This is a genomic window from Bradyrhizobium sp. HKCCYLS3070 (assembly GCF_051167575.1).
Taxonomy (GTDB): Bacteria; Pseudomonadota; Alphaproteobacteria; order Rhizobiales; family Xanthobacteraceae; genus Bradyrhizobium.
In genome coordinates this window covers 852,318-876,944 of sequence record NZ_JBNPTI010000001.1, presented here as the reverse complement: position 1 = coordinate 876,944, position 24,627 = coordinate 852,318, and the positions used below count along the sequence as shown (strand labels likewise).

Below are 24,627 nucleotides of genomic sequence, written 5' to 3'. Positions count from 1 at the left end.
CCCTCGCCCGCCCCGGATCAGTGCCGGAGCACCGACACCAGCCAGAACGTCAGCGCCGAGACGATGGCAGAGGCCGGAATCGTGAAGATCCAGGCGTAGACGATCGATCCGGCCACGTTCCAGCGCACCGCCGAGGCGCGGCGGGCGGCGCCGACGCCGACGATCGCGCCGGTGATGGTGTGGGTGGTCGACACCGGCACGCCGAGGAACGTCGCCAGGAACAGCGTGATGGCGCCGCCGGTCTCGGCGCAGAAGCCCTGCATCGGGTTGAGCTTGGTGATGCGCAGGCCCATGGTGCGGACGATGCGCCAGCCGCCCATCAGGGTGCCAAGCGCCATCGCGGCCTGGCACGACAGCACGACCCAGAACGGCACCGTGAACTGCTCGCCGAGACGGCCCTGCGAGTACAACAGCACGGCGATGATGCCCATCGTCTTCTGCGCGTCGTTGCCGCCATGGCCGAGCGAATAGAGCGAGGCCGAGGCGAATTGCAGGATGCGGAAGGCGCGGTCGACCGCGAACGGCGTCGAGCGTACCGAGGCCCAGGACACGATCGCGACCAGGATCATCGCCAGCACCAGCCCGACCAGCGGCGACAGCACGATCGCGAGCACGGTCTTGGACAGGCCGCTCCACACGGTGGCCGAGATGCCGGCCTTGGCGACCCCTGCCCCGACCAGCCCGCCGATCAGCGCATGCGAGCTCGACGACGGAATGCCGGCCGCCCAGGTGATCAGGTTCCAGACGATGGCGCCGACCAGGGCAGCGAAGATCACCTGCGCGTCGACGATCGCGGGATCGATGATGCCGGTGCCGATGGTCTGGGCGACGTGGAGGCCGAACACGCCGAACGCCACGAAGTTGAAGAATGCGGCCCAGAACACCGCATATTGCGGCCGCAGCACACGGGTCGAAACGATGGTCGCGATCGAGTTGGCGGCGTCGTGCAGGCCATTCAGGAAGTCGAAAGCGAGTGCGACGGCGATGAGGCCGACCAGGATCGGAAGGCCGAGTTGAGCGTCCACGGCGCGGCCCTACCCTAGACCTGTTCGATCATGATCGAATTGATCTCGTTGGCGACGTCGTCGAAGCGGTCGGCGACCTTCTCCAGATGGTCATAGATCTCGGCGCCGACGATGAAATCCATCGTGTTGGCGTTGCGGTGCTTGAGGAACAGCTCCTTCAGCCCGATGTCGTGGAGATCGTCGACCCGTCCCTCGAGCTTGGTCATCTCCTCGGTGATCGCGGTGATCATCGGCACGTTCTGACCGATCGCCTGCAACAGCGGCAACGCCTTTCCGATCAGGTTGGCGCAGTCGACCAGCAAGGTGCCCATCTCGCGCATGGTCGGCTCGAACTCCTTGACCTCGAACAGCACCACGGCCTTGGCGGTCTGCTGCATCTGGTCGATGGCGTCGTCCATCGAGGTGATCAGGTTCTTGATGTCGCCGCGGTCGAATGGGGTGATGAAAGTGCGGCGGACAGCGGTCAGCACTTCGCGGGTGATGTTGTCGGCCTCGTTCTCGAGCTGGCTGACGCGCTGGCAATGCCTGAGGATGTCGTCGCCGCCCTGCAGCATGTCCTGCAGCGCATGGGCGCCTTGAATCACCACCTTGTTGTGGCGGGCGAACAAATCGAAAAACCGCTCCTCCCGCGGGAGGACGGCGCGAAACCAGTGCAGCATGGGACGAGATCCATCCATTCCGAAACGGGCCAGGGCCGGCCCGTCACAGAACTGTCATACTCCGGATCGCGCACCAGCAGAAGCGGTGGCCGGATCATCCACCGCTTTCTGCCCTTTCGATGATCTCTTTTCAGATCAATGACTTAGAGGGATCGCTTGAACAGATGGGCGATTTCCCCGACGACGCCGCGGCGGAAGGTGAGCACGCAGGCGACGAAGATCACGCCCTGGATCACCGTCACCCACTGGCCGAACCCGGACAGATATTGCTGCATGCCGACGATCACGAACGCGCCGACGACGGGGCCGAACACGGTGCCGAGCCCACCGACCAGGGTCATGAGCACGATCTGGCCGGACATCCCGACCTCGACGTCGGTCAGCGAGGCATTCTGGGCGACGAACACCTTCAGCGCACCGGCGAGGCCCGCCAGCGTCCCCGACAGGATGAAGGCGAGCAGCTTGTAATGGTCGGTCTTGTAGCCCAGCGAGATCGCGCGCTGCTCGTTCTCACGGATCGATTTCAGCACCTCGCCGAACGGCGAGTTGATGGTGCGGAAAATCAGCAGGAAGCCGGCGAGGAAGCCGACCAGCACGACGTAATAGAGCACCGTCGGCTTGGACAGGTCGAGGATGCCGAACATCCGGCCCTGCGGAATGCCCTGGATGCCGTCCTCGCCATGGGTGAACGGCGCCTGCAGATAGATGAAGTACAGGAGCTGCGACAGCGCCAGGGTGATCATCGCGAAGTAGATGCCCTGGCGTCGGATCGAGATGTAGCCGGTGATCACCGACAGGACGAACGATCCGGCGACGCCCGTCAGGATGCCGAGCTCGGGCGGCAGCCCCCACACCTTCAGCGCGTGGGCACTGCAATAGCCGGCCGTTCCCAGGAACATCGCATGGCCGAACGACAGCAGGCCGCCATAGCCGATCAGGAGGTTGAAGGCGCAGGCCAATAGCGCGAAGCACAGCGCCTGCATGACGAAGAACGGGTACAGCCCGGTCCACGGCACGATCGCCAGCAGCGCTGTCATGATGACGAACACGATCATCTCGTCGCGCATCGCGCGCGGGGTGATCGGCAGGGTTGCGTCGGTGATGGATGTCATGTCAGGCCGCCCGTCCGGTCAGACCCGTCGGCTTCACCAGCAGCACCAGGACCATCAGAACGAAGACCACGGTGTTGGAAGCCTCGGGATAGAAATATTTGGTCAGTCCCTCGATCACGCCGAGCAGGAAGCCGGTGATGATCGAGCCCATGATCGAACCCATGCCGCCGATCACGACCACCGCGAACACCACGATGATGATGTGCTCGCCCATCAGCGGCCGCACCTGGTTGATCGGCGCCGACAACACGCCGGCCAGCGCCGCGAGCCCGACGCCGAGGCCGTAGGTCAGCGTGATCATGCGCGGCACGTTGATGCCGAACGCCCGCACCAAGGTCGGATTCTCGGTGGCGGCGCGCAGGTAGGCGCCGAGCCGGGTCCGCTCGATCAGGAACCAGGTCGCTAGACAGACGACCAGGGAGAATATGACGACCCAGCCGCGATAGACCGGCAGATACATGAAGCCGAGATTCATGCCGCCGCGGAGCTGATCCGGGATCGCATAAGGCAGGCCGGACGAGCCGAAGAAGTTCTGGAACACGCCCTGGATGATCAGCGCCAATCCGAACGTCAGCAGCAGTCCGTAGAGATGGTCGAGCCCGGCAATCCATTGCAGCATGGTGCGCTCGAGGACCATGCCGAAGATGCCGACGATGATCGGCGCCAGGAGCAGCGCCCACCAATAATTGATGCCGCCGAGGTTCAGCAGAAAATAGGCGCAGAACGCGCCCATCATGTAGAGCGCGCCATGGGCGAAATTGATGATGTTGAGCATGCCGAAGATGACGGCAAGCCCGAGACTGAGCAGCGCGTAGAACGAGCCGTTGATCAGTCCGACCAGGAGCTGTGCGTAGAGGGCCTGCATCGTCTTGTTTCTGTTTTCTCTCGGCGTTTCCCAGAAGATGGCGGCCCCGGCGACGTTCAGCCGCCGGAGCCACAGCGGTTCATTTCTTCAACAAGGCGCACGCGCTCTTGTCGAGCGGCGTGAAGGCCTGGTCGCCCGGTACCGAGCCGACCAGCTTGTAGAGATCCCACGGGCCCTTGGACTCCGAGGGCTTCTTGACCTCGAACAGATAGGCGGTGTGGATGGTGCGGCCGTTCGGCTGGATCTCGCCCTTGCCGAACAGCGCATCGTCGGTCGGGATCGACTTCATCTTGTCGACGATCTTGACGCCGTCATGCGGGTTCTCGCCGAGCGCCTCCAGCGCCTTGAAGTAATGCATCAAGCCGGCATAGACGCCCGCCTGCACCATGGTCGGCGGCGCGCCGTTCTTCATCCGCTTGGCGAACCGCTCGGAGAAGGCGCGGGTCTGGTCGTTCATGTCCCAGTAGAAGGTCTCGGTGAAGTTGAGGCCCTGCGCGATGTCGAGCCCGATCGACTTGACGTCGGTCAGGAACAACAGCAGCGCGGCAAGCTTCTGGCCGCCCTTATTGATGCCGAACTCGGCCGCCTGCTTGATCGTATTGGTGGTATCGCCGCCGGCATTGGCGAGGCCGATGACCTTGGCGTTCGACGACTGCGCCTGCAGCAGGAAGGAGGAGAAGTCGGAGGTGTTGAGCGGATGCTTGACGCCGCCGATCACCTTGCCGCCATTGGCGGTCACGACCGCCGTGGTATCGCGCTCCAGCGCGGCGCCGAAGGCGTAGTCTGCCGTCAGGAAGAACCAGGTCGAGCCGCCCGCCTTGACCAGCGCCTGGCCGGTGGTGTGCGCGAGCATGTAGGTGTCGTAGGTCCAGTGCACCGTGTTGGGCGAGCACTGCGCGTTGGTGAGATCCGAGGTCGCAGCGCCCGAATTGATGTAGACGCCGTTCTTTTCCTTGACGACGTTGTTCACCGCCAGCGCCACGCCCGAGTTCGGCACGTCGACGATGACGTCGACCTTGTCGACGTCGAACCACTGCCGCGCGATCGAGGTGCCAATATCCGGCTTGTTCTGGTGATCGCCGGAGATGACGTCGATCTTCCAGCCCTTCGCGGTGAGGCCGGAATCCTCGACCGCCATCTGCGCTGCGAGCGTCGAGCCGGGACCGCCGAGATCGGCATAAAGACCCGACTGATCGGACAGCGCGCCGATCTTGACGGTCTTGTCGCCGGCCGAAGCGATGCTGCCAGCGGCGAGAGTGAGTGCCGTTCCCAGCAACAGCGACGCGATGAATTTGCTCTTCATTTCCAACTTCCAGAACTTTCCAAGAAAACTGCCAAGAGAACCGCCAAGAGAACTGCCAAGAGATTCTACCAAGAAACCGCGAGAAACCGCGGAAGGAACTGCCAGGTCAGCGTCGCTGGCGCTGGTCAGACGCCGAGATAAGTATGCAGCTTGTCCATGTTGGCCGACAGATCGGCATTGGCAAAGCCGTCGATGACCTTGCCGTGCTCGACCACGTAGTAGCGGTCAGCGACCGTCGAGGCGAAACGGAAGTTCTGCTCGACGAGGAGAATCGTGAAGCCTTCCTTCTTCAGCCGCGCGATGGTGTGGCCGATCTGCTGGATGATCACGGGCGCGAGACCCTCGGTCGGCTCGTCCAGCATCAGGAAGCTTGCACCGGTGCGCAGGATGCGCGCGATCGCAAGCATCTGCTGCTCGCCGCCGGAAAGCTTGGTGCCCTGGCTCTTCAGCCGCTCCTTCAGATTCGGAAACAGCTCGAAGATCTGGTCGAGCGTCAGCCCGCCCGGCCGCACCACCGGCGGCAACAGCAGGTTCTCGCGCACGTCGAGGCTCGCGAAGATGCCGCGCTCCTCCGGGCACAGCGCGATGCCGAGCCGCGCGATCTTGTCGGAGGTCATGCGGATCAGCTGCTGGCCGTTGAACTGAACCGAGCCGGTGCGCTTGCCGATGATCCCCATGATCGATTTCAGCGTCGTGGTCTTGCCGGCGCCGTTGCGCCCGAGCAGGGTGACGACCTCGCCGGCATTCACGTTGAAGTTCATGCCGTGGAGAATGTGGGATTCGCCGTACCAGCTCTCGAGGTTGTTGACGTCGAGAATGGTGCTGGTCGCAGCCGCCTGCCCTGGCTTCGTGGCCGTCATCACCTCAGGCATGTCCGGCTCCCAGATAGGCTTCCTTGACGCGCTCGTCCTTGGAGAGCTCAGAATACGGCCCTTCCGTCAGCACCTGCCCGCGCGTCAGCACGGTGATGGTGTCGGAGAGGTTGGCGACGACGCTGAGATTATGCTCGACCATCAGGATCGTGTATTTGGCGGAGATGCGCTTGATCAGCGCGGCGATCTTGTCGATGTCCTCATGGCCCATGCCGGCCATCGGCTCGTCCAGCAGCATCATCTCCGGATCGAGCGCCAGCGTGGTCGCGATCTCCAGCGCACGCTTGCGCCCATAGGGCATTTCGACTGCCGGAATATTGGCGAACTCGCTGAGACCGACGTCGTCGAGCAGCTCGAGCGCCCGGCTGTTGAAGCGGTTCAGAACGCTCTTGGAGCGCCAGAAATCGAACGACGAGCCATGCTGGCGCTGCAGGGCGACGCGGACGTTCTCCAGCGCCGTCATATGCGGAAACACCGCCGAGATCTGGAACGAGCGGACTAGGCCAAGACGCGCCACGTCGGCCGGCGCGGTCGCCGTAATGTCCTGACCCTTATAGAGAATCTTGCCGGCCGACGGCGTCAGGAACTTCGTCAGCAGGTTGAAGCACGTGGTCTTGCCGGCCCCGTTCGGGCCGATCAGCGCGTGAATGGTGCCCCGGCGGATCTTGAGCGAAACATCGCGAACGGCAAAAAATCCCGCGAATTCCTTCGTCAATCCGTGGGTCTCGAGAATGAACTCGTCAGCCAAAGATTCCCCCCAAGCCGGCGCCGTCAGCGCCTGGCCCTCGCTTCTTCCTGTACGGCGGCTCTGCCGGACGGCTGGACGATTCCTCGTCGCCACCCGAGACCGCTTCGCGCCGGAATATGCCGTCAATCGAGGGAGTTAGGCAAGGCGGAAAGCTGGGCAACGACGTCGCAAGGCGGCCGGCGGACCTTGCGTTGAAATCGGCCGGTATTTCCCGCTGACATAGAAAATCATACCACCGGCATTTTCCTGCACGCGCGCGGCGATCGCGGCTCCAACTACTTCGCAGCCTTCACGTCCTTTGCGTAGAGATCCGGCTTGAAGCCCACCACGCGGCGGCCGCCGAGATCGAGCACCGGGCGTTTGATCATCGAAGGCTGCGCCAGCATGAGCGCGATCGCCTTGCTCTCGGTGAGTCCGTTCTTGTCCGCGTCGGGCAACTTCTTGAACGTCGTCCCGGCGCGATTGAGCAGCACCTCCCAGCCGAGCTCGTCGCTCCATGCCTTGAGTTTAGCTTTGTCGATTCCGGCGGTCTTGTAGTCGTGGAATTCGTAAGCGACGCCGTGATCGTCGAGCCAGGCCCGCGCCTTCTTCATCGTGTCGCAGTTCTTGATTCCGTAGATCGTGATGCTCATGCCACGCGTCCTCAAACAATCGTGTCCGACCGCGGCGGATGTCCCGCGTTGCGACAATCGGCGGTGCATTTTGTAGCGCGATTCACCCGCTTTTGATGCAGCCGACGCCGCGCGTTCCGCGGTCGGAATTCACTCTGACCTTTGCCACGAAACTGTCGGCTGAGCATTACATTTTCTTCGCATCCCCGGCGTATCTGGCGCACGAACAGGAGACCGCGAATGGGCAAGATCATGGTCCGTTGTCAGCAGACCGGCCGCAGCATCGAGACAGGGATGGAAATGGACGCCGCGCGCTTTCAGCGCATGCCCGTGTTCTTCTCGCGCGCCTACTGCCCGCACTGCCGCATCTACCATGAATGGTTCGCCGCCCATGCCTGGGTCGAGGAGACGCGCGAGCGCATTGCACTGGCGTGACCGCACAGAATAATGGATGCCACGCGCAACGCATCTCCACACGCCGTCAGGACAGCAGCGCGGCGATATCCTCCTCCGTCAGCGCCTTGCCGACATTGCCCTCGCGATCGAACAGTGAATCGGCCAGCGCCTGCTTGCGCTCACCGATCTTCTCCTCGATCGTCCCGGCGGCGACCAACCGATAGACGAAGACCGTCTTGTCCTGGCCGATGCGGTGGGCTCGATCGATCGCCTGCGCCTCCACTGCGGATTCCACCAGGGGTGGTAGATGATGACGGTGTCGGTCGCCGCAGGTTCAGCCCGCCGCCGGCCTTGAGGCTGGTCAGGAATACCGGGCTGTCGCCCTTCTGGAACGCCGTGATCGCACGCTTGCGATCGCGCGTATCGCTTGTCAGCCCCCGTCCATCGGATCGCTCTTCAGCGGCTTGTCGGAATCCCCCGGCATCAGGCAGGGATAGAGTTCGCTGAACGTGAATTCCGCCCCGCCGTCCGCGCGATCGAACCGCAGCACCACATCGAAGCGTTTGCCGGACCAGTGGGTCGGTAACTGGCTTTCATTGCTCACCGGCAGCCGCGGCAGGATGTCGGAGATGATCGCCTTGTGCTCCCACGCCACCAGCACGGTGCCGGACAGCGATAGCAGGGCTTCGACCAGCGCCGCCTCCTGCCCCTTCGCAAAGGACGTGTTCGGCTTGTCGAGGCCGACGCGCGCAGCCAAATCGAGCACCGTCTCATAGGGCCGGCGGCTCGGGTCGGAGCCGTCCTCGGTGCTGTCGGGATCGGCGGCATAGACCGCCTGCGGTGTCGGATAATCCGTGCCGCCCAGTCCGCTGCCGAACAGCGCCGTCCAGGCCCCTGCCCGCTCCCAGCCGAAGATCACCAGCGACTTGGAGTCCGGCTGGCCCTCGTGGGTCAGGCCCGGGCCTGTCGCGTCGCCGTCGGGCTTCTCGGCATGGCGGATGATCAGCAGCGTCAGCGCGTTCATCGGCAAACCTCTCAGCTGGCATCATACATCCATCACACGCAATTGCTACTTGAGATTGCAATCGCGAGACCGCATCATGGCGTTTTTCCAACCAGGATTCATTTCAGATGAGCATGGGATTGCGACAGACCCGCCGGACATTCCTGGCAACGGCCGCGATGGCGGCAGCCTCCACCGTCATCTCGCCGAGGCCGAGCCGCGCCGCCGCGAAATATCGCCGCCACAGCGTCACCAGCGCGGAAGGCCAGAAGATGCTGGCGAGCTACGCCAAAGGCGTCGCCGCCATGCTGCAGCTTCCCGCAAACCATCCGCAGAACTGGTTTCGCAACGCGTTCATCCACCTGATGGACTGCCCGCACGGCAACTGGTGGTTCTACGTCTGGCATCGCGGCTATCTCGGCTATTTCGAGCAATCGATCCGCGCCCTCAGTGGCGACGACAATTTCGCGCTGCCCTATTGGGACTGGACCGAGCTGCCGGAGATTCCCGCCGGCATGTTCGACGCCGTACTGACACCGACCGACCGGGCGTATCAGCCGTTCACCGGGAATCTCGCGGTCTTCACCTCGTTCATCAAGCCGGCGCTGACGGATTACTGGAACAGCCTGTCGAAGGATCAGCGCGGCCAGCTCGAGATCCGCGGCTACAAGTCGATCGACGATCTCTGGAACGACGTCACCGGCTTCTCGCCGTCCGCCAATGCCGGCATCTCCGGCAATGAGGCCTTCGCGACCACCTGCGCCTCACGCTATCTGTCACGCGACAATCCGAAGCTCGACGCCAAGACCACCTACGACGTCTCGCCCTTCGTGATCATGGCGGGCCTGCTGCCGACCGACTTCTACAACCCCGACAACTATCTGAGCTTCACCAGCTCGAAGACCGCCTCGCATAACACCCAGCCGAATGGCGCGACCAAGTTCTCGACCCTGGAAGGCCTGCCGCACAACAAGGTCCACAACTACATCGGCGGCGTCGGCCCCCTCGATCCCGGCCCCTACGGCAACATGACCAACTTCCTGTCGCCGGTCGATCCGATCTTCTTCCTCCACCATTCGAACATGGACCGGCTCTGGGATGTCTGGACGCGCAAGCAGCAGCGGCTCAAGCTGCCCTATCTGCCGCAGGGCGCCGACCTGAAGACGTTCTCCGACGAGCCGTTCCTGTTCTATGCCGACGGCAAGGGCGGCTACGTCGGCCCCAGCAAGGCCGGCGACTACATCTCGACCGACCGCTTCGACTACGACTATGCGCCAGGCTTCGGCGAGGACATCGTCAATCCGCCCGCGGTCGCCGCGGCGCCGCAGGCCAAGCCGCAGCAGGGCTCGGTCAAGGCCAATGTGGGCACGGTGAGGATCCCTGGCGATGCGCTCGAAGCGCATCTGGCGGCAGCGCGGCCGCAGCCGCTGATGGCGCAGATCACGCTGCCTCGCCCGAGCGGCTATTCGACCGTTCGCGAATTCGACGTCCTGGTCAACGCGCCCGCCAACGTCAGCAAGGTCACGGCTGACAGCCCGTATTATGCAGGCACCATCGCCTTTTTCGGATCGATGATGCCGGGCATGGCCATGACCACGGATGCGAGTTTCGCGGTGCCGCTGCCGACGAAGCAGGAGGCCTTCTCCGCCCTGCGGGCCGCGCCCAACCAGCCGCTGAGCATCCGCGTCGTGCCCTCGGGCGGCGTCGGCACCGCGCCGACGCTGAAAGCGCTCTCGGTCGGACCGCTGCGCCGATGAACGGCAGGCGCGCCGCGCTGCGGACCTGCGCCGTGCTGCTCTGTGCCGTGCTGCGGCCGACCTCGTCCTTGGCCGCGGAGCCGTTCAGAGCCGTCGATCTGGTCGTGCCGCGGCCATTGGATGCGAGCGAGGCTCCCGTCGTCGAGATCAGCCTGGGCGCACTGGGGCGAGGCCAGGAGGTGACGGTGACGACGGCGTCCGGGATGCCGCTCGGGACCATCTCGCCATTCGGCCTTCGCACTGGCGCGGAGGCCGGCACCTACGCGCTTCCGGTGCCGAAGGAGGCGATCAAGAGTGGACGGCTGTCGATCCGTCTCAGCATCAGCCAACCCGGCGGCAGCCGCGCGCCGACGCCGCAGGAGGTTCGCGGCATCACGCTCAAGCTTGCTCCCCGGCCATGATCCGTCGTCCGCGCCGCAAGCGCGCCGGACTCAGACCGTCCCGCTCCGCGCACGTTCTGCGCGCTGCTCGAACGGGCTCGCCATGCTGGGCTGTCCGATCCAGACGCGGTTGAGCAGCCGCGTGAACGGCGGACACGCCGTCCCCTCGATGCGCGCCATCGCCTCCTGATAGGGGCCGACGGTACGCAATCTCTCCGGCAGCATCGCATAGGCGCGCGGCAGAAACCGCCTGGCGCGCGCCGCGCTGCGGCGTTCGCGCTCGCCATAGGGCAGCACGAACGCAAGCCGCAGCCGCTCCGGCAGCATCTCGGCCGTCAACGCCGTGAACCAGCGCGGCGGTCCGATAAGGGTCGCCTCGCCGGAGAAGATGCGCTGCGCGATCTCGCGCGCCGCCGGGCCGACCGTGAGCGTCTCCGACGCCATCATCTCGGCCGTATAGGCCTTGAACGACGTCCAGTCCGGCGGCATGGCCTCGTGTGGAATTCCGAACAGGCCCGCGAACCGCGTCGCCTCGCGCCAATATTGCTCGCGCTCGGCATCGTCGAGCGGGCGGCACAGCAGGCCGTAGGACATCATCGCAGTCTCAACCAGGGTGGCATGGACCCAGCGCAGCGCGTCGACGTCATTGGCGCGATAGCGCGAGCCGGCCGTAAACGGTCCGACCGTCTCCGGCATCACGCCGTCGACCGCGGCGTGCCGGCGGTACAGCCGCCGCGCCACCGCGACCGCCTGCGCGCGCGTGCCGAACACCATGGTGTAGACGATGCTGAAGGTGCGGTGGAAACGGCCGAGCGGGTCGGCGAACACCTTGGACTGCTCGGCAATGCCCGCCGCCACCCAGGGATGGGCGAGCTGCAAAAGCAGCGCGCGGCCAGCGCCGAGAAACAGCGCGGCCTCGCGATGCACGCGCCACATCACGCTGTCGGACGGCAGCACGGCATCGCCCGGCGTGGCCGGCGCGGACAGCACCTCGGCCAAGCACCGTTCGAAATCGGCATCGCTGACGATCACGGCCGCTGCGGGATCTCCAGCCCGCGCTGTACCGCCGGCCGCGCCAGCCCGCGTTCGAGCCAGGCCGGCACGTGCTTCAGCTCATCAAAGGCGACGATGTCGCGCGCGCCGTAGAACCCGATCAGGTTGCGCACCCAGCCAAGCGTCGCGATATCGGCAATCGTGTAGTCGGCGTCCATGATCCACTGCCGGCCATCGAGCCGCGCCTCGAGCACGCCGAGCAGCCGCCTGCTCTCCGCGACATAGCGCTGCAACGGCCGCTTGTCCTCGTACTCGCGGCCGGCGAATTTGTGGAAGAAGCCGAGCTGCCCGAACATGGGACCGATGCCGCCCATCTGGAAATGCACCCACTGGATCGTCTGCCAGCGCCGCGCCGGATCGTTCGGCAGGAATTTTCCGGTCTTCTCGGCAAGGTACTGCAGGATCGCGCCGGATTCGAACAGGCCGAGCGGCTGGCCGCCGGGACCGTCGGGATCGATGATCGCGGGAATCTTGCCGTTCGGATTGAGCGAGAGGAATTCAGGGGTCTTCTGGTCGTCCTTGCCGAAATCGATCGTGTGCGGCTCGTAGGCCAGGCCGGTCTCCTCCAGCATGATCGAGACCTTCACGCCGTTCGGGGTCGGCAGTGAATAGAGCTGGATGCGGTCGGGATGCTGCGCCGGCCAGCGCGTGGTGATCGGAAATCTGGAGAGATCGGACATCGTGGCTCTTGCTCGCTTTGTCGCTGAGGCCTCAATCTAAGCCCGTGAGCCGCCGCTGCAAGGTTCGATGCGGAACCGCATGCGGCCGACGGTCTTATGTTGCTGCATCGTGCAGAAAGCCAGCATGCCGAGCCCGACCTACCAGTTGATCATGCAGGCGATGATCACGCGCCAGCCGGTGCTGTGCACGTATGGGGGCTTCGCCCGCGCGATCTGCCCGATCATCCTCGGCCACACCGCCGGCCGCGAGCGCGTGCTCGCATTCCAGTTCGCGGGCGGCGCGAGCAGCGGCCTGCCGCCGGGCGGCCAATGGAAGTGCTTCGATGTCGCTGACATCAGCGAGGTCGAGCTGCGCCAGGGGCGCTGGCATTCCGGGGGCAGCCATCGCCAGCCGCAACACTGCGTCGCCGACGTCGAGCTCGACGTCAATCCGGACAGCCCCTACGACCCGAAACGACCGATTACGCCGCAGCGCGGTGAGCTTCGGCGGAAGCGCTGACGCTACTGCGGTTCGCGCAGGCGCACGCGCAGCAGCGCCGGCAGTTTCGAGGTGGCGTCATGCTGCGCGAGCTTCGCCGCGACCCTGCGCATCAGCGACGACGCGCCCTGCTTGGCAAACAGCTTCATGCCGCGATAGCTGAAATCCACCACCACTTCGTGATGGCGCATGCCCTTGCCGCCCTTGACCAGGCCAAGGTCGCGCACCAGGCAATAATGCCCGTCGCTCATGCGTGCCAATCGGGTGTTCTCGAACATGCAGCGAAGCAATGCACCGAGTCGCAAATCCGTCAAGATTGACAGGAACGACTCATGAACCCAGCACGTCTGCGACCGGCCGCCGCGGCGCGAACGGCAGCGTAGGACCATAGCCGAAACGCAACACGAGATCCGGCCGCCGCGTCGTTCCGATCACGCGCGCCAGTTCGGGACGCAGCGCAGCCACCTCTACCGGCTGGTTGATGAAGGCGAGCTTGAGGCCTAGGCGCGTCGCCTCGAGCGCAAAGCGCTGGCACGCCTGCCCGACCCTGATCCAGTGCGAGGGATCGGCGTTCTCGGCTGCGAACACGGCAAGACCGGCAGATGAGCCGATCTGGCGCGCATATTTGTCGTTCTCTGCCGCCGCATCGAAGAGGTGGTCGAACGCGATGCCGCCGAGCGCGATCGGCAACGACGGATTGCCGCTCGCGGGTGCAAACAGGCCGTCACCCGTTGCCATCGCGCTGCGCGGATTGAAGCGCAGCCAGGACTTCAGCTCGCGCACGAACGCGGCGTCGCGCATCTGGGCGTCATTGCCGGCGACGACGAGATCGCGGATGGCCGCAATCACGGTACGATCCGCAATGAGTATGAGATCGACGCCTCGCGTGGCTGCTGCCACCTGCAACGCCGCAAGATCGCCTGACGGCACGGCGCGTCCGTCGTAGTCGGCACGTGTCGACTGTCTGCGGACGATCGCAGGCAATAGCGGATCATCATGCGGCTCGGCGTTCATAAAGCTGTAGCGCACCGTCTGCCCATCGATGGCAACCTCGCCCCTTCGGCCGCTTGCAGCCGCCGCGATCGCGAGATTGGTGGCGGCGCAGCCGAGGCTGACGAACAGATGATGGTCGTCCGGATCGACCACCGGCGTGCGGCGTGACGGATCGGGCATGATCTCGATCGCATCCTGCGTCACGCGAAAGCGCCATGGCTGCGTGTTGTGACCGTTGGCTGCGAGTGTCGCGTAACGGATGACATCGGTGATCTCGGGCGACAGCGGTGCGCGCAACCGGGCGATATAGTCGTCATAGGCGCGCATCGTGCCGGTCGCGGCGCGCCAGGTGCCGGCGCCGAGCGCGGCCACCGCAAGCGCGCTACCGCCTCCTATCAGGACCTGCCGTCGGTTCATGACTCTGCGCCCGCAATTCTCGCCGCGACCTCGATGTCCTCACGATAAGCATGTTCCGCATCGGCGCGTTGTTGCAGATCAAGGCCGCGGCAGCCGGCAAGAACATCGACTCCATGCTGTTGACAGCACCAACAAAGCGGCGTATGTCCCGCGGCCTCGCGAGCGACTGCGCCCGCGACAAACATGAGCGAGACGATGTCCTTCGGCTACGAACACTTCATCCGCACGTCCAACGGCGTCATGCCGGCGGATGGCGCACGCCATGCTCGGGGGAGCGATCTTGCTTGAGGCAAGATCAACAGTCCGCATCACACGGACCCTCCCGAGCCAGCCGCTCCGGAGGGTTTTTTGTTGCCCTCGGGCGAACCGGCTGCACGGCGAAACCAACGGAAGTCCCGGCTGTCAGCCGGAACGGGAGACCCGGATCCCGGGGCTCGCGCAGGTGATGCGCGTGCCCGAGCGCGCGGGGCCTGTCGGAGGGAACGAGGCGGCAACGCCGGACACCGATGGCAGAGCGAGCTCCAAGGAGCTCGCAACATGCGGCGCCGAAGAGCGCCGCAGACAAGCTATTTGAATTCCCGGCCGCTTGCGGCCGGGAGCTGCTGGTGGTGAAGGTGTCGGCTCCTTCGTGCCATTGGTGATGCGGGTTCGAATCCCGCCTATGGCGTCACGTACCGTGGAGGCGGCCATGCGAGGGCCGTCGAGTCGCGGGTTGCGGTTGTTCTTCTTTCGGATGACCTGCGCTGGCGTCATTGATCGCCGAGACCGCCTGTTCCCCAGCATGCCATCAACGCCACTCGGTGACCGCCGGGCGGCCAAGGCGGTGGTGAAGATGTCTGTTACTTCGTTGAAACCGAGCGCCCCATTGGGGCAGCGACAGCATCGCTTATTCCCCGCCGAACGTATCCACGAGCCGTGGTGAAGACGACTGTTACTTCGCCTTGCACGCCAGAGGTCGCGGGTTCGACTCCCGCCCGGTGTCCTGCCGGTAGCTCAGAGGTCAGAGCGCTGTCCGGTCTCTCAGCGACCGGGTCTCAGTCGTCGCCTGTTCCCGGCTCGTGGTCCATCTCAACCGGTGACCCTCATCGAACAGGCGGTCACGTCGTTACGGCGCAGCTACCTGCTGCGCCGCCTTCTTCCACGCGCCGTGGTGAAGAGTGCTGATACTTCGATTGCGGATCGAGAGGTCGTGGGTTCGACTCCCATCCGGCGTTCCATGCGCCGGTAGCTCAGCGGCAGAGCACTATCCGCTCCATGCCAGTGGAGCGGAACTCAGCATTCGCCCGTTCCCGGCGCGCGGTCCCCTGCCGCGCATGGTCTCCGAGACGAGATCATGCGTGACGGCCGGTGCTCCGGCCATTCCATCCATCATCAACCCAGAGAGGAGGCCATCATGGTCAGGCTCAACAAGTTCCTGCGCGCCTTCACCCATGAGGGTGCGCCGTCCCGGCAGCTCGCGCCCGAGCAGGCGCTGCAGCGCACGCTGATGAGCTGCCTGCTGTGGGAGGACCAGTTCTACGAGGACGGGATCGCGATCGCCGAGCGCATCAAGGCGCTGGTGCCGCTGGTCGAGCCGCGCGAGGTGGCTCAGCTCGCGGTCCGTGCACGCGAGGAGATGAAGCTGCGGCATGCGCCGCTGCTCGTCGCCCGCGAGATGGCGCGGCTGCCCACGCACCGTGCGCGGGTCGCCGAGACGCTGTCGCGCATCATCCAGCGGCCGGACGAGATGACCGAGCTGCTGGCGATCTACTGGGCGGATTCTCTGGGTCCGCAGCAGCAGCGCAAGCGGCAGCCGGTCTCGGCGCAGGTCAAGAAGGGGCTGGCGAAGGCGTTCGCCAAGTTCGACGCCTATCAGCTCGCGAAGTATGACCGCGAGGGACCGGTGCGGCTTCGCGACGTGCTGTTCCTGGTGCACGCTCGGCCCAGGGACGCCGCGCAGGAGGCGGTGTGGAAGCAGCTCGCCGATGGCGGGCTGCCGTCACCCGACACCTGGGAGGTCGCGCTCTCGGCCGGTGCGGACAAGCGCGCGAGCTTCGAGCGGCTGCTCTCAGAGAAGCGGCTCGGAGCGCTGGCGTTGCTGCGCAACCTGCGCCTGATGCAACAGGCCGGGGTGTCGCGGGCGATTATCGCGGCCGCGATCGAGACGATGCGGACGGACAGGATCCTGCCGTATCGGTTCATCACGGCGGCCCGGCACGCGCCGGACTTCGAGCCCGAGCTCGAGGCCGCGATGCTCCGGTCGATCAAGGGCTACGCGCGGCTTCCGGGCCGCACGCGGCTGCTGATCGACGTCTCCGGCTCGATGTTCGCATCGCTGTCGGCGAAGTCGGAGATGACGCGCGCGGACGCGGCGTGCGGGCTGGCGATCCTGGCCCGCGAGGTCTGCGACGAGGTGGAGATCTTCACGTTCAGCGACAAGGTCGTGAAGGTGCCGCCGCGGCGTGGCTTTGCGCTGCGCGACGCGATCCTCGGATCGCAGCCGCATTCCGGGACCTATCTCGGGCGTGCGGTGGGCGAGGTCGACCGCAAGGGAGACCGCCTGATCGTCTTCACCGACGAGCAGAGCCACGATGCGGTGCCGGCGCCCAAGGCGCGCGGGACCATGGTCAACGTGGCGTCGTACCAGCACGGGGTCGGCTACGGACCCTGGACGCGGGTCGACGGCTTCTCCGAGGCCGTGATCGCCTGGATCGCGGCGCATGAGGAGACTCTGCGCGGCGCGACCCTGCACTGACGACAACCGACCCGGACGCGTCACAGACGCGCCCGGGTCTTCCGTTTACCAGGCACATTCGGCGGCGAGTTGCGCTGCTTGCTTCAATGCGTCTGCTTCAGCAGCGGCGCCACGGTTTCGATCTCGTCGGTCATGACGCCGCCGGTAAAGTTCTTGGGCAACCTGGCGATGTCGTCCGGTGTGTCCAGCCCGGCCGAGAACGCCTCACCACTATAGGAGCCGAGGACGAAGACGCTGCTTTCGGCGCGCGTCATGCGCGCGAGGAATCGGTCCGGCCAGCCCCACAGCCACGGCGCGACATTGATCGGGACCAGCACCATCATGTTGTGGCACGCGGACGGCACCAGGCCGGTCCAGCCATAACCGAGATAACGGACCAGGCAGCTCTTCAGCATGCCGCGCGACATGACCTTGAGATCCGGCAGAGACGCCCTGAGCGTCGCGATCGGCGCGTCGCCGCCATAGACCATCAGTCGCGCCCGTCGCGCGCCAGGCAAGCGCGCCAGAGCATCCGCCAGCAGTCGGCCTTCCGCCGGATCATTGCTCTTGACGTTGATCAGGAAAGGCTTGTCCGGAAAGGCTGCGAGCACCTCGTCCAGCGACGGCATCAGGCCGACGCCCTTTCCGCGGAATGGAAACGTGCGCCCGCCATCGGCGGTGTAGCCATAACCGATGTCGAGCTGCCGCAACGCCGTCATCGCATGCTCGCGCGTGACGCCCTTGCCATCGGTGCGACAGTCGAGCGTCCAGTCATGGAACACCGCGAACTGGCCGTCGGTGGTTGGGTGCACGTCGAATTCCACGATATCGGCGCCGGCCAGAAAGCTGGCGCGCATCGAGGCGATGGTGTTCTCGAGATACTCATGCGTCGGCGGCAGCATCCGCGCCGCGGTGCAGGTTTCGCTCGTCAGGCCGGTGCGATCGAACTGCTGCGACACACCTCGATGAGCCAGGAGATGCAGCCGCCCAGCCTCCTTTGTCACCTGCAGATTGGCGTTGTTGAAAAACATGAAGCCGGCGCAGATCAGCACCAGCAGCCCGGCGATTTTCAGGACTCTGCTCATGCGATGTCAATTTCATGATGATTCGAGCCGAATTGCGTCCCTGCCCTCGTTCCCCGAAAGAGTTGTCCTGCGGAGATGGCGCACCTTTTGTCCAGCGCTCCCAGAGCCGATGCGAAAGCGAATGCGAGAAGGGCCACCGCCAAACTTTGGCTTCGAAGCACTGGATCGCTGTTTCTTCATCCGGTATCTGACCTCATGTTTCTGTCCATCGCCACCACCCATCAGCCTGCCACCGATCTCGGCTACCTGCTCAACAAGCATCCGGAGCGGCTGCACGAGCTCGAGCTCACCTATGGCAAGGCGCTGATCTTTTATCCCGAGGCCAGCGAGAGCCGCTGCGAGGCGGCGCTGGTGCTCGACGTCGACCCGATCGGCCTCGTCCGCGGCAAAGGCCAAAGCGACGGGCTGCTCGACCAATATGTCAACGACAGGCCCTATGCCGCGTCGTCGTTCCTGTCGGTCGCGCTGAACAAGGCGTTCCGGACCGCGATGAACGGCGTCAGCAGCGCGCGCCAGGAGCTCGCCGACAGCGCCATTGCACTCGAAGCGGTTGTGACACCCCTGCCCCTGCGCGGCGGCGAAGCCGTGCTGCGGCATTTGTTCGAGCCGCTCGGCTGGCAGGTCGATCTCACCGCGATCCCGGGACCGCAAGGCGATCCGTCGAGCCGCTACGTCCGGCTCACCTTGCGCGGCACCGCGCGGCTCAGCGCGCTCCTCAATCATCTCTACGTGCTGATTTCCGTCATGGACGACGCCAAGCATTATTGGGTCGGCGACGAGGAGATCGACAAGCTTCTCAAACGCGGCGAAGGCTGGCTCGACGCCCACCCCGCCAAGGAGCTGATCGTGCGCCGCTATCTGCGCCATCGCGGCGTGCTCGCGCGCGCGGCGCTGGCCCGGCTCGCGCCGGAGACGCAGGACGAGGCCATCGAGCCCGAGGCGCGCAGCGAGTCAGAAGAGACACTGGAGGCGCCGACCCGCCTCAACGACCTGCGCATGGCCGCCGTGGTCGAGGCGTTGCGGGCGAGCGGCGCCAAAATTGTCGCCGACCTCGGCTGCGGCGAAGGCAGGCTGCTGCAGCTCCTGGTCCGCGAGCGCTGGGTCGACAGGCTGATCGGGCTTGATCCCGCCGTCCGCGAGCTGGAGCGCGCGGCCAAGCGACTGAAGCTGGGCGCGCCCGGCGCACCGCCCGAGGGTCGCGTCATGCTGTTGCACGGTTCGCTCACCTATCGCGATGCGCGCTGGGCCGAGGCCGATGCGGCGGCACTGGTCGAGGTGATCGAGCACCTCGATCCCGACCGACTGCCGATGCTCGAGCGCGTGGTGTTCGGCGCAGCGCGGCCGCGCGCGGTGATCGTTACCACGCCGAACGCCGAATACAACGCACTGTTTCCGAGCCTGCCCGCCGGGCAGTTCCGCCACCGCGACCATCGCTTCGAATGGTCGCGCGCCGAGTTTGCGGACTGGGCGCAGCGGATCTGCGCAACCTTCAACTATCAGGCCGCCTTCTCCGGCATCGGTCATCACGACGAGAGCCATGGCGCGCCGACGCAGATGGCCATCTTCACCCGCTGAGCAATTCCATGAACATCGACATCCCCGATTTCGCGCTGATCGTGCTGATCGGCTCGACCGGCTCCGGCAAGTCGACCTTTGCTGCGAAGCATTTCCTGCCGACCGAGGTGATCTCCTCGGATCATTGCCGCGCGCTCGTCGCCGACGACGAGACCGACCAGGGCGTCTCCGCCGACGCGTTCGACATCGTCCGCGAGATCGCCGGCAAGCGGCTGAAGCACCGCCGGCTCGCGGTGATCGACGCCACCAATGTGCGCCCCGCCGACCGCAAGGGCTGGGTCGAGCTGGCGCGAAAATGGCATGCGCTGCCGGTCGCGATCGTGTTCGATCCCGGCATCGACGTCTGCATCGACAGAAACAAGTCGCGGCCTGAGCGCAGCTTCGGCGGCCCGGTCGTGCAGCGCATGGTCTCGGAGGTCCGCCGTGGCTTCGGTGGCCTGCAGCGCGAAGGCTTTCGTCAGGTGTGGAAGCTCGACAGCGTCGCGCGCATCGAGGCCGCCACCATCGCGCGGCAGCCGCTGTGGACGGACAAGCGGCAAGATCGCGGGCCGTTCGACATCATCGGTGACGTCCATGGCTGCGCTGATGAGTTGCAGGCGCTGCTGGCGAAGCTCGGCTATCAGGTCAGATGGCGCGATGACGACGGCCGGCGCGCCGTCAGCGTCACGCCGCCCGCAGGCCGCAAGCTCGTGTTCGTCGGCGATCTCGTCGACCGCGGCCCGCAATCGCCGGACGTGCTGCGCATCGTCATGGGCATGGTCTCGGCAGGCACTGCCTATGCCGTGCAGGGCAACCATGACCGCAAGTTCGGACGCTGGCTCGCCGGCCGCAAGGTCACGATCGCGCACGGCCTGCAGGCCACGATCGACCAGCTCATCGGCGAGGATCGAAGCTTCCGCGACAGCCTGCCCGGCTTCCTCGACGGCCTGCGCAGCCATGTCTGGCTCGATGGCGGCCGGCTCGCGGTGGCCCATGCCGGGCTGAAGGAGGAGATGATCGGCCGCGGCTCCGGCGCGGTGCGCGAGTTCGCGCTGTATGGCGAAACCACCGGCGAGATCGACGAGTTCGGCCTTCCCGTGCGCGCCGACTGGGCCGCGAACTATCGCGGACCGACCACCGTGGTCTACGGTCACACGCCCGTGCTCAATGCCGAATGGGTCAACAACACGCTGTGCATCGACACTGGTTGCGTGTTCGGCGGCCGGCTGACGGCGCTGCGCTGGCCGGAGCGTGAGCTCATCGATGTCGAGGCTGAGCGCGTCTGGTGCGAGCCGGTGCGTCCGCTCGCGCCCCGCGCCGGCAGCGCCTCCGCGCAGGCCGAGGCGGATCAGCTGCTCGATATCGATGACGTGAGCGGCCGCCGATGGATCGACACCAGGCTGCGCGGCCGCATGGTCGTGGCCGAGGAGAACGCGGCCGCTGCGCTGGAGGTGATGAGCCGTTTCGCGCTCGCGCCGCAGTGGCTGGTCTATCTGCCACCGACCATGTCGCCATCGGAGACCAGCGCGCGCGACGGCTGGCTGGAGCGCCCCGAGGAAGCGTTCGCGCATTTCCGCGCCCGCGGCGTCGAGCAGGTGGTGTGCGAGGAGAAGCACATGGGCTCGCGCGCCGTCATCGCGCTGTGCAGGAGCGCCGATATCGCCGGGGCCCGCTTCGGCGTCGCGGGCGGCGAGAGCGGCGCGATCTGGACCCGCACCGGCCGCGCGTTCTTCGACGATCCCGCAATGAGCGAGGCGCTGCTGGCACGGCTGCGCGATGCTGTCGACAGCGCCGGCCTCTGGCAGGAGCTGCAATCCGGCTGGCTGCTGCTCGACGCCGAGATCATGCCGTGGTCGGCGAAGGCCGGCAGCCTGATCGAGAGTCAGTACGCGCCGGTCGCGGCGTCATCGGTTGCAGGGCTCGAAGCGGCGGCAGACGCGTTGGCGCGCGCCGCCGCGCGCGGTCTTGATGTCGCGGCACTCGGCGATCACCTCCGCGATCGGGTGACGCGGGCGCGGCGATATGGCGAGGCATGGGCACCCTATGTCTGGCCGGTCCGCGGCATCGACGATCTCAAGGTCGCGCCGTTTCACCTGCTCGCCAGCGAGGGCCAGGTCTGGTTCGATCAGGACCATGTCTGGCACATGACGCTCGCCGATCGGCTGGCCGCCGCGTCAGCATCCGTGGTCACCCGCACGCAGTGGCGCACCGTGGCTCTGGCTGACGAAACGGCCATCGCCGACGCCATCGCATGGTGGGAGCAACTCACGGCCGGCGGCGGCGAAGGCATGGTGGTGAAGCCCAAGAACTTCGTCGCGCGCGGACCGAAGGGTCTGATCCAGCCGGCGCTGAAAGTGCGCGGCCCAGAATATTTGCGCATCATCTACGGCCCGGAATATGATGCGCCGGAGCACATCGCCCGGCTGCGCCAGCGCAAGCTCGACGGCAAGCGCAGCCTCGCTTTGCGCGAGTTCGCGCTCGGCCATGAGGCGCTGACCCGCTTCGTCGCCCGCGAGCCGCTGCGCCGCGTGCACGAATGCGTGTTCGCGGTGCTGGCGCTGGAGAGCGAGCCGATCGATCCGCGGCTGTGAGCCGCTCAAGAACCAACAAGGCCGATCTTCTGCGATGTACAAGCCGATCTTGCGTGATTGGATATGGGCCGACGGACGCGGACCAGAGCTGCGACGAGGGCACTTTTTTGGCCACGGATTGAACTTGATCGCCCTCGACTATCTGAACCCGGACTGGGCTTCCGAAGACGATATGCGACACTTGATTCTTCACAAGGCTCAAGTGCATCAAGTCACGCCAGAGGAAGTCCATGACTATTCCCGCGAAATAGTCAGTTGGGGGCCCACGATCGATCAAGCCGCCGTGGTGGACCTGGGAAAGTCGGACTGGCTGCTGAGCTTCGCCCAGCGGCATCTGGCCCGCTGCCGACATTTTCGCATCATGTTCTATGACGAATATGTCGACGTCATCTGCGAGAGTATCACAGCCGCCCATGGTGCCTACGCTCCGGGTTGCGGCACCCAGTGACGGGCGCTCTCAAGCCAAAACGTGACTTTGAGCAACCGAGTTGCGGAAGGAAGCCATGGGGTCGTTCATCACCAACCTGCACATTCGTGACGTCGCACCTCACGCGGTCATCGAGGCGCTCAAGTCTCTCCGCGTCGTTCCGGCCTATGTGCGTGGCTCGCCCGCCGATGCCTGGACCAGCATTTTCCCCCAAGCCGCGTTTCAAGATGAAGCGGGCCTGCGCGATGACCTCACCCTGGTCCGCACTGTCCATGCCAGACAGCTTCGAGTTCCCCATCCAGCGACGCACCAGACCAGCCCCACGCGGCCATGGACTCCCCCTTCGGCTTGATCCTGCGCAACGAACGGACGCACGACACACGCCACCGTGCCTACACCGCTCCCCAAGGAGGCTTGAATGAGGACGTCCGTGCAACTCGCCATCGTCATCGCCGCCACCGTGGCCATGCCCGCTTTCGCTCAGGGAACCGGGCCGGTGGCAACGCAATGCGCCGCTGACATCCAGAGCTTCTGCTCCGGCAAGCAGCACGGCGCAGGCCAGGTTCGCGCCTGCCTCGAGAGCAACCGCGAGAAAGTCTCGGCGGATTGCCGCCAGGCCCTCGACACTACGGGACCCGGCCGAGGCAAAGGCCCAAGACGCTGAGTATGCGCATCGGCTGGCCTGGCCCCGTTCCGGGTGCAAGCCAGCCGGCAACTTTCACAGCGATCGGGCCAGGCCCGGGCAAGATTGTCTGCGCCGAGACGATGCGATCTTCGGCGCCAAACGCAGAAGGTCGGCACCCGCCTGATCCCATGGTGACAATGAATCAGTCCGCGGCCGTGGCCGCGACCTCAGGGCAGCGCACCGCCGGCGGGAAAAGGCGCGCGGCGAAACACTCGTTTCAACAGCCCCTGCAATGCGATCGCGGTTCGCACGCCTGGTCCACGAAAATTTCGCTTTTGTTTTTCCGAATTCTGTGAAATACTCCGCCCGTCCCGCCTCGCCATGAGGGGCGCTTCGCGATCGTCACGAACGTGGAGGCGGGATGCGATGGGCGCAGCTCTGCCGCAGCATGGCCTTGCCGTGCGGACGAACGGCAGGATGCGCCGGCGAAATCGTGTGGTCCTGGCCTCCCGATGCTGAGGTCAAGCCGGCTGAGATGATGATCGGCCGGCGACGGGGGCAACAAAGCCCGGTCCCCGAGGAGAGCACGTATAAGCCGGAAAACCGTTGCGCAGGGAAGGCCGGGATCGTCCGGCTGAGCCTGTGGTTCCTGCCCCGTGCACTTCTTCACGCACGGGGGCCGCGGGTATCAGCGGATACCCGGCCTTCCCTGCGCCCTCTGTTCAAAGAGGGACACCGTACGATCATCACCCGGGCGCGCAACGCGCCGCGGGATCGCGATGACATGCTGTTTGACATTCATATCAGAACGCCACGCGCATGACCCCTGCACGTGAGCGTCACTTGCCGTCGTCGAGATGGACCAGCACCGCCGCGTTGGCGATGATGATGGCGTCGCTGCCGGCCTCGGCCGCAATCTCCAGCCCGCCTTTGACCGCGGTCACGGTCACCGTGCCATAGGGCAGCTCCTTGGCCACTGCAGCGGTGTCGACAGCCTCCGGGTTCGGCACGCCGATGGTGACGTCCACGAACATGTCCTGCGGCGTCTTGCCGACCATGCGGAAGAAGCCGAGGCTGGAATGGCGGATCGCGTCCGACACCGCGCGCTTGGCCGCCTTGGTGGCGTCGCGGCCGTGGACGTCGACGCCCATGCCCATCTCGGTGATACAGCGGACGCGCGCCATGTCGTGTTTCCCTCGGTTGCTTGCCTCGTACGCCATGCGACCTTAGCCAACGGCGCGGCCGACGCAAGCCGGGTGGACATCAAGCGCCCCCGCCAC

Annotated in this window: 25 protein-coding genes, 1 tRNA gene and 1 pseudogene; 11 read left to right on the top strand and 16 right to left on the bottom strand. The window is 65.5% G+C overall.

The window, feature by feature from the left end; genetic code table 11:
* Window positions 1-17 precede the first annotated feature (17 nt).
* From ACQR03_RS03985 to ACQR03_RS03950, 8 genes are all read right to left on the bottom strand, one after another.
* Window positions 18-1,025 carry an inorganic phosphate transporter gene (locus tag ACQR03_RS03985; RefSeq protein WP_315826765.1) on the bottom strand — a complete coding sequence of 336 codons (1,008 nt, stop codon included), beginning with the start codon at window positions 1,023-1,025 and terminating at the stop codon, window positions 18-20.
* 14 nt (window positions 1,026-1,039) lie between these two features.
* On the bottom strand, window positions 1,040-1,684 hold the full coding sequence (locus ACQR03_RS03980) for a DUF47 domain-containing protein (protein WP_315712494.1): 645 nt from the start codon (window positions 1,682-1,684) through the stop codon (window positions 1,040-1,042).
* Window positions 1,685-1,827: 143 nt separating this feature from the next.
* Window positions 1,828-2,796, bottom strand: a complete 969-nt coding sequence (locus tag ACQR03_RS03975; protein WP_315712495.1) for a branched-chain amino acid ABC transporter permease — start codon at window positions 2,794-2,796, stop codon at window positions 1,828-1,830.
* 1 nt (window position 2,797) lies between these two features.
* Window positions 2,798-3,661 (bottom strand): branched-chain amino acid ABC transporter permease, encoded by an 864-nt coding sequence (locus ACQR03_RS03970; protein ID WP_315712496.1) that lies wholly within the window; start codon window positions 3,659-3,661, stop codon window positions 2,798-2,800.
* Window positions 3,662-3,740: 79 nt separating this feature from the next.
* Entirely contained in the window at window positions 3,741-4,964 is a 1,224-nt protein-coding gene (locus ACQR03_RS03965; RefSeq protein ID WP_434840974.1) for an ABC transporter substrate-binding protein, read from the bottom strand.
* A 125-nt stretch (window positions 4,965-5,089) separates the two neighbouring features.
* Window positions 5,090-5,836 (bottom strand): ABC transporter ATP-binding protein, encoded by a 747-nt coding sequence (locus ACQR03_RS03960; protein WP_315712498.1) that lies wholly within the window; start codon window positions 5,834-5,836, stop codon window positions 5,090-5,092.
* On the bottom strand, window positions 5,829-6,584 hold the full coding sequence (locus tag ACQR03_RS03955; RefSeq protein WP_315712499.1) for an ABC transporter ATP-binding protein: 756 nt from the start codon (window positions 6,582-6,584) through the stop codon (window positions 5,829-5,831). Before ACQR03_RS03955 ends, ACQR03_RS03960 begins: the two co-directional genes overlap by 8 nt.
* A 275-nt stretch (window positions 6,585-6,859) precedes the next feature.
* Window positions 6,860-7,216 (bottom strand): ArsC family reductase, encoded by a 357-nt coding sequence (locus ACQR03_RS03950; RefSeq protein WP_315712500.1) that lies wholly within the window; start codon window positions 7,214-7,216, stop codon window positions 6,860-6,862.
* Between the two features lie 219 nt (window positions 7,217-7,435).
* On the opposite strand from ACQR03_RS03950, the gene ACQR03_RS03945 reads away from it, so the two are divergent.
* Window positions 7,436-7,630: a hypothetical protein gene (locus ACQR03_RS03945; protein WP_316173857.1), complete on the top strand. Its 195-nt coding sequence runs from the start codon at window positions 7,436-7,438 to the stop codon at window positions 7,628-7,630.
* Between the two features lie 46 nt (window positions 7,631-7,676).
* On the opposite strand, the pseudogene ACQR03_RS03940 reads toward ACQR03_RS03945, so the two are convergent.
* Together ACQR03_RS03940 and ACQR03_RS03935 are read right to left on the bottom strand one after the other, a co-directional pair.
* Window positions 7,677-8,025, bottom strand: a pseudogene (locus ACQR03_RS03940) (helicase-related protein); the annotation flags it as partial.
* On the bottom strand, window positions 8,022-8,615 hold the full coding sequence (locus tag ACQR03_RS03935) for a histidine phosphatase family protein (protein ID WP_316184835.1): 594 nt from the start codon (window positions 8,613-8,615) through the stop codon (window positions 8,022-8,024). The gene ACQR03_RS03935 and the pseudogene ACQR03_RS03940, both read right to left, overlap by 4 nt.
* A gap of 107 nt (window positions 8,616-8,722) precedes the next feature.
* Between ACQR03_RS03935 and ACQR03_RS03930 the strand changes: the two genes are divergently transcribed.
* Window positions 8,723-10,351, top strand: coding sequence for a tyrosinase family protein (locus ACQR03_RS03930; RefSeq protein WP_434840973.1), 1,629 nt, complete (start codon window positions 8,723-8,725; stop codon window positions 10,349-10,351).
* Window positions 10,348-10,752, top strand: coding sequence for a hypothetical protein (locus ACQR03_RS03925; RefSeq protein WP_434840972.1), 405 nt, complete (start codon window positions 10,348-10,350; stop codon window positions 10,750-10,752). Before ACQR03_RS03930 ends, ACQR03_RS03925 begins: the two co-directional genes overlap by 4 nt.
* Window positions 10,753-10,782: 30 nt before the next feature.
* Here the strand turns inward: ACQR03_RS03925 and ACQR03_RS03920 are convergent, their stop codons facing one another.
* Together ACQR03_RS03920 and ACQR03_RS03915 are read right to left on the bottom strand one after the other, a co-directional pair.
* Window positions 10,783-11,763 (bottom strand): oxygenase MpaB family protein, encoded by a 981-nt coding sequence (locus ACQR03_RS03920; RefSeq protein ID WP_434840971.1) that lies wholly within the window; start codon window positions 11,761-11,763, stop codon window positions 10,783-10,785.
* Window positions 11,760-12,464, bottom strand: coding sequence for a glutathione S-transferase family protein (locus ACQR03_RS03915; protein WP_434840970.1), 705 nt, complete (start codon window positions 12,462-12,464; stop codon window positions 11,760-11,762). Before ACQR03_RS03915 ends, ACQR03_RS03920 begins: the two co-directional genes overlap by 4 nt.
* 124 nt (window positions 12,465-12,588) lie before the next feature.
* On the opposite strand from ACQR03_RS03915, the gene ACQR03_RS03910 reads away from it, so the two are divergent.
* Window positions 12,589-12,963 carry a hypothetical protein gene (locus ACQR03_RS03910; protein WP_434840969.1) on the top strand — a complete coding sequence of 125 codons (375 nt, stop codon included), beginning with the start codon at window positions 12,589-12,591 and terminating at the stop codon, window positions 12,961-12,963.
* Between the two features lie 2 nt (window positions 12,964-12,965).
* Here the strand turns inward: ACQR03_RS03910 and ACQR03_RS03905 are convergent, their stop codons facing one another.
* Both ACQR03_RS03905 and ACQR03_RS03900 read right to left on the bottom strand, forming a co-directional pair.
* The gene (locus ACQR03_RS03905) at window positions 12,966-13,193 is read right to left on the bottom strand and encodes a hypothetical protein (RefSeq protein ID WP_316164666.1); all 228 of its coding nucleotides are present in this window, start codon (window positions 13,191-13,193) and stop codon (window positions 12,966-12,968) included.
* Window positions 13,194-13,272: 79 nt separating this feature from the next.
* On the bottom strand, window positions 13,273-14,352 hold the full coding sequence (locus tag ACQR03_RS03900; protein WP_434840968.1) for an Acg family FMN-binding oxidoreductase: 1,080 nt from the start codon (window positions 14,350-14,352) through the stop codon (window positions 13,273-13,275).
* A 1,142-nt stretch (window positions 14,353-15,494) separates the two neighbouring features.
* Between ACQR03_RS03900 and ACQR03_RS03895 the strand changes: the two genes are divergently transcribed.
* Together ACQR03_RS03895 and ACQR03_RS03890 are read left to right on the top strand one after the other, a co-directional pair.
* Window positions 15,495-15,569, top strand: a tRNA-OTHER gene (locus tag ACQR03_RS03895).
* 176 nt (window positions 15,570-15,745) lie between these two features.
* Window positions 15,746-17,086, top strand: a complete 1,341-nt coding sequence (locus ACQR03_RS03890; RefSeq protein ID WP_434840967.1) for a TROVE domain-containing protein — start codon at window positions 15,746-15,748, stop codon at window positions 17,084-17,086.
* 83 nt (window positions 17,087-17,169) lie between these two features.
* Here ACQR03_RS03890 and ACQR03_RS03885 read toward each other — a convergent pair whose 3' ends face one another.
* A complete protein-coding gene (locus tag ACQR03_RS03885) occupies window positions 17,170-18,150 on the bottom strand; it encodes a glycerophosphodiester phosphodiesterase family protein (RefSeq protein WP_316172350.1) in 981 nt (326 codons plus the stop codon).
* Window positions 18,151-18,345: 195 nt separating this feature from the next.
* Between ACQR03_RS03885 and ACQR03_RS03880 the strand changes: the two genes are divergently transcribed.
* The 5 genes from ACQR03_RS03880 (at window position 18,346) to ACQR03_RS03860 (ending at window position 23,386) form a co-directional block, all read left to right on the top strand.
* Complete coding sequence (locus ACQR03_RS03880; protein WP_316202120.1) at window positions 18,346-19,725, top strand: 3' terminal RNA ribose 2'-O-methyltransferase Hen1; 1,380 nt, start codon at window positions 18,346-18,348, stop codon at window positions 19,723-19,725.
* An 8-nt stretch (window positions 19,726-19,733) separates the two neighbouring features.
* Window positions 19,734-22,295, top strand: coding sequence for a polynucleotide kinase-phosphatase (locus ACQR03_RS03875; protein ID WP_315749879.1), 2,562 nt, complete (start codon window positions 19,734-19,736; stop codon window positions 22,293-22,295).
* Between the two features lie 34 nt (window positions 22,296-22,329).
* Window positions 22,330-22,743, top strand: coding sequence for a hypothetical protein (locus ACQR03_RS03870; protein WP_315749877.1), 414 nt, complete (start codon window positions 22,330-22,332; stop codon window positions 22,741-22,743).
* 55 nt (window positions 22,744-22,798) lie between these two features.
* Complete coding sequence (locus ACQR03_RS03865; RefSeq protein WP_315749876.1) at window positions 22,799-23,074, top strand: hypothetical protein; 276 nt, start codon at window positions 22,799-22,801, stop codon at window positions 23,072-23,074.
* A 66-nt stretch (window positions 23,075-23,140) separates the two neighbouring features.
* Window positions 23,141-23,386 (top strand): cysteine rich repeat-containing protein, encoded by a 246-nt coding sequence (locus tag ACQR03_RS03860; protein WP_315749875.1) that lies wholly within the window; start codon window positions 23,141-23,143, stop codon window positions 23,384-23,386.
* 800 nt (window positions 23,387-24,186) lie between these two features.
* On the opposite strand, the gene ACQR03_RS03855 is transcribed toward ACQR03_RS03860, so the two are convergent.
* Entirely contained in the window at window positions 24,187-24,531 is a 345-nt protein-coding gene (locus ACQR03_RS03855) for a Lin0512 family protein (protein WP_315712523.1), read from the bottom strand.
* Between the last annotated feature and the right edge of the window lie 96 nt (window positions 24,532-24,627).